This is a genomic window from Nitrospirota bacterium (assembly GCA_020846775.1).
Taxonomy (GTDB): Bacteria; Nitrospirota; 9FT-COMBO-42-15; order HDB-SIOI813; family HDB-SIOI813; genus RBG-16-43-11.
On the sequence record JADLDG010000014.1, the window covers coordinates 1 to 11,127 of the forward strand.

General features: G+C 46.2%; 11 protein-coding genes and 1 pseudogene. 3 read left to right on the forward strand and 9 right to left on the reverse strand.

All coding sequences use genetic code 11. The annotated features are described in order from the left end of the window. A partial coding sequence (locus tag IT392_01530) for a class I SAM-dependent RNA methyltransferase (GenBank protein MCC6543166.1) occupies positions 1–615 on the forward strand: 615 nt, incomplete at its 5' end. 88 nt (positions 616–703) lie between these two features. Here IT392_01530 and IT392_01535 read toward each other — a convergent pair. Both IT392_01535 and IT392_01540 read right to left on the reverse strand, forming a co-directional pair. Continuing rightward, entirely contained in the window at positions 704–1,315 is a 612-nt protein-coding gene (locus IT392_01535; GenBank protein ID MCC6543167.1) for a hypothetical protein, read from the reverse strand. Positions 1,316–1,511: 196 nt separating this feature from the next. Next, positions 1,512–3,107: a peptide chain release factor 3 gene (locus IT392_01540; protein MCC6543168.1), complete on the reverse strand. Its 1,596-nt coding sequence runs from the start codon at positions 3,105–3,107 to the stop codon at positions 1,512–1,514. A gap of 405 nt (positions 3,108–3,512) precedes the next feature. Between IT392_01540 and IT392_01545 the strand changes: the two genes are divergently transcribed. Next, a complete protein-coding gene (locus IT392_01545) occupies positions 3,513–3,695 on the forward strand; it encodes a hypothetical protein (GenBank protein ID MCC6543169.1) in 183 nt (60 codons plus the stop codon). A gap of 255 nt (positions 3,696–3,950) precedes the next feature. On the opposite strand, the gene IT392_01550 is transcribed toward IT392_01545, so the two are convergent. The 5 genes and pseudogenes from IT392_01550 to IT392_01570 form a co-directional block, all read right to left on the reverse strand. Continuing rightward, the gene (locus IT392_01550) at positions 3,951–4,100 is read right to left on the reverse strand and encodes a hypothetical protein (protein MCC6543170.1); all 150 of its coding nucleotides are present in this window, start codon (positions 4,098–4,100) and stop codon (positions 3,951–3,953) included. Further along, the gene (locus IT392_01555) at positions 4,097–4,957 is read right to left on the reverse strand and encodes a Bro-N domain-containing protein (GenBank protein ID MCC6543171.1); all 861 of its coding nucleotides are present in this window, start codon (positions 4,955–4,957) and stop codon (positions 4,097–4,099) included. The genes IT392_01550 and IT392_01555 overlap by 4 nt, the downstream gene beginning before the upstream one ends. A 233-nt stretch (positions 4,958–5,190) precedes the next feature. Continuing rightward, positions 5,191–5,751, reverse strand: a complete 561-nt coding sequence (locus tag IT392_01560) for a site-specific DNA-methyltransferase (protein ID MCC6543172.1) — start codon at positions 5,749–5,751, stop codon at positions 5,191–5,193. Positions 5,752–5,756: 5 nt separating this feature from the next. Next, positions 5,757–6,625 (reverse strand): annotated as a pseudogene (locus IT392_01565) (hypothetical protein). Between the two features lie 528 nt (positions 6,626–7,153). Next, positions 7,154–7,318: a hypothetical protein gene (locus IT392_01570; protein ID MCC6543173.1), complete on the reverse strand. Its 165-nt coding sequence runs from the start codon at positions 7,316–7,318 to the stop codon at positions 7,154–7,156. A gap of 264 nt (positions 7,319–7,582) precedes the next feature. On the opposite strand from IT392_01570, the gene IT392_01575 reads away from it, so the two are divergent. Continuing rightward, positions 7,583–7,783: a DUF2283 domain-containing protein gene (locus IT392_01575; protein MCC6543174.1), complete on the forward strand. Its 201-nt coding sequence runs from the start codon at positions 7,583–7,585 to the stop codon at positions 7,781–7,783. Between the two features lie 185 nt (positions 7,784–7,968). Here IT392_01575 and IT392_01580 read toward each other — a convergent pair whose 3' ends face one another. Both IT392_01580 and IT392_01585 read right to left on the reverse strand, forming a co-directional pair. Further along, a complete protein-coding gene (locus IT392_01580; protein MCC6543175.1) occupies positions 7,969–8,352 on the reverse strand; it encodes a DoxX family protein in 384 nt (127 codons plus the stop codon). 223 nt (positions 8,353–8,575) lie between these two features. After that, positions 8,576–11,127 (reverse strand): cyclic beta 1-2 glucan synthetase (locus IT392_01585; protein MCC6543176.1); only part of this gene is annotated, 2,552 nt, incomplete at its 5' end.

Consider the following 11,127-nt stretch of genomic DNA (forward strand, 5'->3'; position numbering starts at 1 on the left):
CTTGCGGCAGCAGTTATCAGGGCTACCGGATGGAAAGGGAACAGCCATTTCATCAATCCTATGTGCGGAAGCGGGACACTTGCCATAGAGGCCGCCCTTACAGGCATGAACAGGGCCTCAGGTATATTAAGGGACAATTTCGGGTTCATGCATCTGAAGGGATTTAACGAGCCTCTCTGGAAGGACCTTCGCACAGAGGCGATAAAAGGGGCTAAAAAGGAACTTGATTGCAGGATCATAGCTACTGATATCAGGAGAGACGCAGTTGAGGCAGCAAGGAAGAACGCTGCCCTGGCCGGTGTCGAGAAGTTTATCGAGTTTTCCGTATGTGACTACTCCGCTACTTCAATTCCTGAAGGAAGCGGCATTGTAATACTCAACCCCGAGTATGGAGAAAGAATGGGGGAGGTCAATGAGCTTGAGGCCGTGTACAAGGGTATCGGTGATTTTCTTAAACAGAAGTGCAAGGGGTATACAGGATATATATTTACAGGGAATCCTGATCTGGCAAAGAAGGTCGGCTTGAGGGCAAACCGAAGGGTGCCCTTTTTTAACGGACCCATTGAATGCAGACTCCTTGAGTATGCACTGTACGAGGGTAGCAGGGGGAAATAATTGCGCAGAAAAATTAGTAAAACAGGGAGAGCGACTAATAATGTCCCGATTAGTTGCTCTCTCCTGCTTAGACTTTAAACCAGCCTCGCTAAATTAGATCTTCAGGTAAATCTTCTTCAGGTTCTTCCCGTAATTGGGAAAGAAATTCCTTTAATTTTTTATCCCGCCCTATCTGTTTTGCAAGCTCTAATGTTTTTTTGTTTTCATCTTTGGACATGATGTGTACCAGAGTAACAATGTCACTTGCATCCTTGTATCCTGTTGCCCTCAATTTAAGTGCTGCAAGGTAAGGCTTTGTTACAATTGGAACAGGAATACCATCCACGCTGACAGCCGTGCGAATTGCATCTAACTCCCATTTGTACCTTGCAATTAGAAAATCTATTCTCATGAACTCACCCATCTTGTCTTCAATAAAAATAACGTCATGCTTAAATGGGTCGTCAGGGACCAGGCTGCCTTTAATCAAGCTGGCCTCGAATCTCTCCGGCAGGCATGTCAATAAGAGGTTGAAAAAACCGGCAGAATCTTTGGAAGAGTGAATAATGTCGGAATAGACACAAAAATCTATATCAAGCGTTGTCCTTTCCACGCCATGCAATACTGCGGCATATCCCCCAATCATTGCCACCTCAAGATCACCGGGGAATTTTTTGATAATGTCTTGGATTATTTTTAAGGTATCTTCTATAGATTTCATATTCAGATACACCTTCTGCTTTTGCCTTTATGGTAATAATCTCTGATATGATTGAATACATTATTTTCATCCTGTCGAGAGGTGAGAACTTGAGAAATTCTGTCAGGTCGTGTTCTTTGCGTGTATCAATTATAGATTTCATGAGTCCATAGTATACCATTATATGGTAGCAGGGGGAAATAATTGCAAAGAATAACTAAGGAGGCGTATCAAAGAATTTTACCGAAGGATTATTTTCAGCGAAATATCTCATAGACCAGTCGTGAAGAAAAAGCATAACCCTTCTGGACTGATCGTCTTTAGCCAGCGCCGCCCCATTAGGCAGGCGCTGTGTTAAAAATTCATCATCTGAATCGGATTCAACCCATTTTAAGATCTTCCACTGCATCATCTCCAGTCTCGAGTCAGCCTTGTATTCTTCCTTCAGACGAAACTGCATAACCTCAAATTGCAATGGTCCTACCGCCCCTAAAAGAGGTGTCGAATGAGATGAATGCTGAAGGTAATAGACCTGAACAATATCTTCAGCAAGCAGATGGTCCATCCCCTTCCGGAAGGACTTGTAACCCGATGATACGGTGTTATGTAAATAGGCAAAGCATTCCGGGGCAAACCTTGGGATCTCCTCAAAGACAACGCCAGGGTCAACACTGATGGTGTCCCCGACACGAAAATCGAGTTTTGTAACAAAACCTATTATATCGCCTGGATAGGCCTCGGTTATAGCCTCCCTGTCGCGGCCAAAAAGATTGTACGGGTCGGATAAACGTATTTCCTTCTCCGACCTTGGGTGATATACCAGCATGTCACGATTAAATATCCCGGAACATACCCGTGCAAATACCACACGATCCCGGTGCAGGGGATTCATGTTCGTCTGGACCTTGAAAACAAACGCTGAAAAGGCCGGATGATCCAAGGGGATCAAACCGGTCTTTGATTTTCTGGGAACCGGCTCTGTTGAGTATTCGAGGAATCCCTTTAGAAGAAGTTCAACACCGAAATTATTTGCGGCGCTTCCGAAAAAGACAGGCGTTGTCTTCCCGTCGAGCACTGCATCAGGGTCAAACCCGCCATGGGCGATGTCCAGCATCTCCAGCTCTTCAACGACCTCATTATAGGTCTGATCAAGCAGGATATTTTTTACCGTCGGATCGGAAAGGTCGCGTACAGATACAGGGGCCTTATATGCCCCTCCCGGGACACGCTCATAAAGAAAGACCGCCTTTTTCAAACGGTCGTAAACACCTTTAAAATCCGGACCGTTTCCAAGGGGCCAGTTGACCGGATACGCGTGCAAATCAAGCACCTTTTCCAGTTGATCAATAAGTTCCAAAGGCGACCAGGATGGCCTGTCGAGTTTATTCATGAATGTGAAAATAGGGATACTGCGTTTCCTGCATATCTCAAAGAGCTTACGTGTTTGACTTTCAATACCCTTTCCTGCATCAATGACCATGATTACGGCATCTACGGCCATTAGCACGCGATATGTATCTTCTGAAAAATCTTTATGACCCGGGGTATCAAGCAGGTTCAACCGGAAGTTTTCGTAATCAAACTGAAGCACCGTTGATGAGATAGATATCCCGCGCTTCTTTTCAAGTTCCATCCAATCGGACGCAGATTCCCTCTGCTTCTTTTTTGCCGTCACTGATCCGGCAAGCTGTATAGCTCCGCCATACAGCAAAAGTTTCTCGGTCAGGGTCGTCTTACCGGCATCAGGATGCGATATAATCGCAAAAGTACGCCGGCGAGCTGCCTCTTTTCTTATCTGATCATTCCTGATCAACTTTTTCTGTTCTGATTCTGTTTGACCAATATCCACGACAATCTCACCCCTAATTGAATAGGTTAATAATATTTTTTCATTGTAATTTATTGTATCTATTGTACAGTAACTGAATGGAGAATCCCGAAAAAAACAAACAGTTCAGACAAAACGATTTAATTACTTTAGCCCTTGCGCATCATCAGTTATAGTAGCAACATATTGATTTTGCTGTCAATAAATAAATAGGGACAGCGACTATTTAACAGGGTTGTTATTGTTTACAAAAACATATATACTGCAAATCCTGCTTGCCTGAGATGCTTTATTCTTGTGAATGAACAAAACTATGTTTCTTGAACAGCATTTCACTGGCATGATATAACGAGGTATAATAACGGGGCGCCAAACGCTGAGGAGACACTCATGGCAATTGAAACAAGAATCGAAGGAAACAAACTCATTATCACCTGTGACCTTGAGACACCTACACCAAGCGCATCAGGAAAAACCCTTGTAGTTGCCAGCACAAGAGGCAACATGAAGACAACCTGCGTGGTGGACGGGAAACCGTTGACGGTCGGGCTTAACGCGTATATTCCCAAATAACCGGGCAATACCTCAAACAACCGGTCACTCTTTTTATTGCATAGCTGGCAGACAAGGGCAGTAATAATCAGCAGAGCTTCCTCATGTGGTCTTTGAGCTTGTAATCTGCCATATCACATTGGTTTAAAAAGACACTTACAGGAAGACTTGATATATTAACTATCAGGTATTACCTTAATAATAAGTAATATATTCCACACGGTGAAGAAGCCAAATATGTCCCTCTTCACTTTTGATGAAGCCCTGTTGAGTCATTCAAAACGGGCATCCCAATAATATCCTCAAATATCTTAAGGCATATCTTGTCACAGCTATTGCACATAAAGGCAGTCTTTCAAACAGATCAGTAGCGCTGCTGATATCCTCAAGTTGATAGTCAAGGCCACTGCCAAACTTGAGTTTCATTTACCGCCCCTCTTCTTATGCTCGAGTTGTGGCTTTGCAGTGCCCGGTGGGAGAAAATTTTCTCCGGTAATCACCTTTCTCCCTGTCTTTGCCTCCAGTTCCCGCCTTGCCTTTTTGGCAATTCCCCCGCCTTTCTTACCTGCAACCTTGTTTTCATCCATTCCAGTGGCGGCCATGGTTTCTGCTATCTGCCGGGTTGAAAGTTCGGCAAGGGCTGTAAAGATCCGCTCGGCCTCGCTCATGTGGTCTCTGAGATTCTGTGTCTTAAGGCCCTTTAAGTCTTTGTGATCTTTAACGGATATATCCGCCCATTCCTGATGGATGATATTGGTCAGGATGGCATATTCTTCTTCCTTCTTGATTTCATGGTCTTTCCAGTAGTCTGTCAGTTTATTGCGTGTCTCCTGCCCCATCATCCTCTGCTGAATCCACTTTTCGCTTCTGCCAAGTTTCTGCCAGTATTCACGGGCGCGGTCAAGAGACCTTGCCGGGTCTGACATGTCCTGCATCCGCTCATAGCCAACCTTTGCAAGCCAGAGTTTTATCGGTTCTGCCTTGGGGCTGGGAACAGACTGGATGAGGCGCAAAAGAGTTTCAGGATTTGCCACATCCGTAAGGTATTGTTTGCCGTCAGCAGCTTCCAGTTTCAGTCGGTGACAATTTGTCACCGACTCACTTCCTTCTTTTTTCAGTCGCTCTTTCAGTTTATTCCAGTATTTACGGGCTGTCTGGTAATCGGGCTGCTGGATGAGAATCTGAACAATATCCACTACCGAGAAATACCACGTCTCAGTCTCCTCGTCGTAATGACGGCGGATTTGTTTTCCTTCAAATACAGCAAGTGATTTTTCAGTCATATCCTACCCTCCTTATACCGTTCTGAACACAATCTGGTCATGTTTCTCGTTCTGCATGTTGCGGGCATTAAAGGTCTGCACCGCATTGGCCTTGAGCTGGTAGTTGCCGATATTTAATATTCAGGATACTCCGGTTGAAAATATATTTTAACCTGAATTTCTTTTACATACTATGCAATTTAAAGATGGTATGGATAGATATTACTAATCAAATAAACGGAGGCACAGAGCCATCATGCAAACGGCAAGCTGTACGTCTGTGAGATGTAATCAGCTGACTGCCAACTCCCCCATGCAGTTGACGGACTTGCACTTGATGCCTTGTTCCATATGAGTTCGCCTCGCATATGAAAACCTATTTCAAGCATGTCTTCAATTATGTAACTATGCAAAGGAATATATGGCTTTCTCCCAAGATTGGCAACATTGATACATGCTCTACCACCTGTAACTAATTTTTTGTAAGTTTCCTTGAATACTGTCTTTAATAACGACCTGTATTCATTAAGAGATAAATCTTCGTCATATTCCTTTTTTGCATTGTAAGGCGGCGAGATAACCATTAAATGAACGCTATAATCAGGGATTTCGTCCATTACTTTGCTGGATTTACAATATATTTTATCGAGACTCTCTGATGGGATAGGATTTTCAATAAGTGTTACTCTTTCGGGAACTTTCATGTCTTCATAGAGCTTGCTATCATAAAATACTGTAGAGTCATGATTAATTCTTCCAGGTGTTCCAAAAGAGCTTGTTTTAGTTCCGTTGCGCTTATATTTTGTATTATCCATAGAATCTACTCCTTTATCAATTTCAGAAATATTTCTGCTTTTCTCTCATAAGTTTGTTCCATGTTGGCAATCTCAATAATCCTACCTAATTCCTTTTCGCTTTTCATGCTTGAAAAGAAATTTCTTGTTTCTGACAGCAAATTTTCAACAGACTTTCTAAGTTCATCAAAACTGTCAAACCTATAGAAACCTTGTTTCTCGGTCTTTTTAATGTTCTCTCCGTCATTGTCTAACGGTTTTGGATTAACAGACCAGAAGCCTTGTATAATTCCAGCTATTTTGAGATGGTCAACTTTGGAATAGTAGCTGTTTGTAATGGGAGTGTTGCCCATGATAATTATGGGAATTTGGGCAGCCTTAAAGCTTGATACTCTTATATTAATGCTTTTGCCGATAGCTTTTAGCATTGAATCAGAACGTAAAAGTCCCGGACTACCTTGGTGAGTCTTATAATCTCCGATACATGATAATTCTTTATCCTTCCGGAGTTCCCAATTCCAGACGATAGACATCTTGACTTCGATTATTGCAAGTATATCCTCCGGGGTTTGATTAATATTCTTGCTCCTTGAAATAACTACATCCGCAGGAGACATATTTGACAGAGCAATGTCATTACAGATAGCTCCTTGAACGGCAAACAATCCCTTCTCTTTAACAGCTTCATGAATTAATTCTGTCGTCCACTTTTCAGTAAACTTTCCGATTAGAGAATTTCTGCTTTGAAGCGTGTTTTTTGTGCCTTCATAACCTTTTGGCCAATAAGCCAAGTGCGTGCCTTAGTCGGAAAATAAAACAACTGTTCAGGCGCTGCAAAACGACTCGCCTCATTGAAGAACTGTTTTTCAACCTCTTTACCCCAAAGCTTTTCCACGCGGTTATTGTACCTTTTTTAGAAATAAATGGAACAGATTTATTTTCCCATCTATCCCCTATGCCTATTTAATTACTAAAAGGATGCCAAAGCGCTGACTACTATGGCTTGTAGTTAAAAGTATAAACAATGGCAGGAATAGACATGTATTTATAGGGAGTGCACATAAAACAATACATAGGTTGCACAAAGCCTACTGCAAAGAACCACGATTTCATTCTGTCTCCTTTTCACCTCCTATCGCCTTTTCAGCAGCTCCCAGCTCTTTAGCCTTCCTGAACCCGTGCGTCAGTGCGCTGATAAGCGCCTGTCCCTTTGCATTCTCGGTAATGCTGACGGCCAAATCACGAAAAAGCTCCAGCTCTTTTATTTCATCTTCTATGGTCTGAATATCAGAGGGGCTTAATACAGCCGGCTCAGCCTCCTCTTCCCACTCCTCAGCTTCAGAGTCAAATTCATCGAAATCCTGCGCTATTTCATCTACTTCATAAAGGTCGTTTTTTGCTAGGGCATCTTTTAATTGCTTTCTCAGCCTGTTGGAAAGGGATTCCTGCGCACCTGCAATGGCATAAGTTGATGTGGATTCAGGTCAACCCTGGCATCGGCCAGTGCAGAGGCAAGTTTCTCTGAATCGTTTAGCGAGTGTCTTCGGCTTAATTCATGGGCAAAATAACTTGAGTGATATTCTGTCATGATTCCTATTCATACCCTCGACTCGCATTATCGCATTGCAATGGACACATCCCGCCTAAATAGTTATTACTATCTTGTCAGCGCCATGCAGTATACAGGAACCATCAGTATAGAGGGGTCAGTAAATAATTTCAATCAGGTTTGACAAAAATGTTCTTACCCAACTTTTGCCTTGATCTTGCGGGGTTACGTCGAATATGCGAAAATACAAATCTATGTTGGCCTACTACTCAGCACGGACACCACTAAAAAAGGAAAAGTGATATGGACAAAAAAATCTTGAAGCTATGGTATGACCAGGAAGGGGATTATCTTGAAGTAATCTTTGAGCAGAAGGAAGGTTATTTCAGTGAGACAGAAAATGATCAGGTCATGGAAAAAGTAGATAAGAATGGGAATATATTGGGATTTTCCGTGCTGAATGTTAGCAAGGTGCGGAAAAAACCTCTTGAGGTTGCCCTTTAGTAATAGGATATCCCCATCTGCTTATGAGTGTTGAGGTAAGATGGAGAAAGTGGACACAAGCTGTCCTTATTGACACCGCGTTCTATTTCCGTCATTCCCGCGCAGGCGGGAATCTAAATTTTCAATTCATTACCGGATCCCCGTTTCCACGGAGATGACGAATTCCTTCAAGCTGTGTTTTCGCCTTAGTTTTTGTCCAGCTTCCATTTGACCCCGCCCCGGCTGGCGATGTAGAGGAAAACAAAGCTGTAGAGCGCGGCCAATTCGCCCTTGTTGATCGTCGGAAAGAAATCAGGTCCTATCTGGAACTTCCAGTGGTACTGGAAATAGGCCACGGCCATCTCTCCACTGCAAATGAACGCCACTATGCGCGTTTGGAACCCCAGCATTATTGCTATTCCTCCCAGGAGTTCGATGAGCCCGCCGAACCAGAGCTGGGACCCGACTGAAGGCTGGAACTCGGAAAGTATCCCAAGGATTTTCTGGAAGCCGTGGAACGAGAACATGAAACCCGCCACGATCCGCATCAAGGCGTAAGCGTAGTCCGCGTACTTTTCAAGCCATTTCATGAGTGTACCCTCCTATAAAGTTATGTTACAACTGCCACCAGTTGTGCTCGCTGTTCAGCCATGAACTGCTGGAGAAGGATATAGATGAAATCGCTATCTGAGATGTAATTTACAACAAATGAGTATGAGAATCCCCGGCTCTCCGCAAGCGAAACTAAATTCTTGTGACAGGACGTTCCTATGGATGATTTGAATGCTATCAGGCTTGCAGAGCCTTGTCAATTCAAGAAAGCGAATATCGCTTGTGATTTTGCCTGTGGAGGATGGCATGTATCCTCACATCAACCGAGTGTTCCTGACGGTCGTCAACAAGGGGAATAGCCTTGTCGTGCTGCTCAACGCCGTCTATTGTAACTCGCTGCTCACCAATCATCTGATTATCTGCGGCTGGAGTTTGCCGGACGGTGATATGATAGATGGTTTCCCGATATCGGTAGTGCACCTTGAACTCCTCCCACTCCGCAGGGAGGCATGGCTCGAAGCGCAGTTTGTCTACCTCAAGCCTCAGCCCGAGGAGTGATTCAATTGTAAACCGGTACATCCAGCCGGCTGATCCTGTGTACCACGTCCATCCTCCGCGACCACTGTGAGGTGAGACCGCATAAACGTCGGCGGCAATAACGTATGGTTCTACTTTGTAGGTTTCAATCTCCTCAGGAGATCTCCCGTGGTTCAGCGGATTGATGATTGAGAACATCTCCCATGCACGCCTGCTGTCGCCCAATTCTGCAAATGCCATCGCCGTCCATATAGCCGCATGGGTGTATTGTCCGCCATTCTCCCTGACGCCAGGGACGTATCCCTTGATATAGCCGGGGTTCAATGGTGATTTGTCAAATGGCGGGTCCAGGAGCTGGATCAGGCGATGGTCCCGTCGAACGAGACGCTTGTCTACCGCATCCATTGCCAGGGCCGAGCGTTCCGCATCACCGGCTCCGGAGAGAACAGACCAGCTTTGCGAAATGGAATCAATCTGGCATTCGGGATTACTATATGAACCAAGTGGTGTTCCGTTATCAAAATAAGCGCGGAGGTACCACTCACCATCCCAGCCATTCTGCCGGATATTCCAGAGAAGCCGGGCCGCCTCCGATTGGCACTGCTCCACAAACGGCAGGTCACTATGCATGCGTGCAACATCCGTAAACCGCATGAGCACTTCGTGCAGGAAGAATCCCAGCCACACGCTTTCACCCTTACCATGTTCGCCAACTTTGTTCATGCCGTCGTTCCAGTCACCGGTTCCCATAAGCGGCAGGCCGTGCTTGCCATAGCTGAGGCCTCTCATGATGGCCCGCACACAGTGTTCATATATACCTGCTGTTTGTTCAGACTTGACGGGAAGATCGTAATACGAGTCTTCGTCAGTGTTTACCGGGCGGCCCTCGATGTAAGGGACTTGTTCATTCAATATCCCGGTGTCTCCGGTGGTCATGACGTAGCGGGAGACAACCAATGGCAGCCAGAGGTAATCATCCGAACAGCGTGTACGTACGCCCCTGCCAGACGGCGGATGCCACCAATGCTGGGCATCACCTTCCTTGAACTGATGCGCCGCGCAGAGTAGGATATGTTCACGCGCGAGACCCGGGTCTGCGTGAATGACAGCCATCACGTCCTGCAGCTGGTCGCGGAAACCGAATGCACCCCCGGACTGGTAGAATCCGCTGCGGGCCCATAGACGGCACGCTATAGTCTGGTACATGAGCCAGCCATTTGCCGGAATATTTACGGACTGGTCGGGTGTCTCAACCTGCACTGCTCCAAGCGTGTGGTTCCAGTATTGCCACACCGCTTCAAGCGCATTGCGCGCCGCTGCACTACCCCGGAAACGACGAACCAGGTTACCGGCATCATCGGCATCCCGCCCTGCTCCGAGCCTGAAGGTTATCTCGCGCTCCTGCCCGTCGGCCAGATCGAATGGAACCTGGATAGCAGCGCATGGGTCCAGGGCAGGCCCTGTCTTGCCGGAGAGACGCAGCCTGTGCATCGCGGCAGGATTCCGGAGCGTTCCGTTTCGACCGATGAACTCAGTCCTGTCGCCGCTATATGTCCGTGTAACATCGTCCACATCGAAGAAGGCAACCCGGCCGGCAAACTCCGTATTGTAGGAGTTCCGGGCAAAGAGCGCTTCGCTGTTGGGATCAACTTCGGTAACTACATGCATAGTCGTCTTCGGCCTCAGGTCACCAAGTACCCATTCCGTATATCCTGTAAAGGAAAGCCGCCGCGATCTGCCAGACTCGTTTCGTACCTTCAGCACCGTAAACTTGACAGGGGCATCAATGGCCACATAAACCCACAACTCGGTGTTTATGCCATCCTCTGTATGCTCGAAGACACTGTAACCGAAGCCGTGGCGGGTGACGTAATGCATTGCCCCGCGTCTGGGAAGAGGCATCGGAGACCAGAAGTGGCCGCTCTCTTCATCGCGTATGTAGAAGGCCTCTCCACTCGAACCGCCCACAGGGTCGTTGTGCCATGGAGTAAGCCGTAATTCGTGGGCATTCTCCGACCATGTATATGCAAGGCCGCTCTCAGAGATGACGGTCCCGAAGTTCGGATTCGCCAGTACATTTACCCATGGCGCCGGAGTCACCTGCCCGTGCGTTGTCGTAATAATGTACTCTCGCCCGTCCGGTGTGAAACCGCCTAATCCGTTAAAGAACAGCAGATCACGGCGCGGCAATGCAACGGCTGTTCTGGATTCGGAGCGATAAGTTCCCGTTGGTGCGAGGGGCGGGATGAGTTTTCCAGCGGGACTGCGGCGGTTGA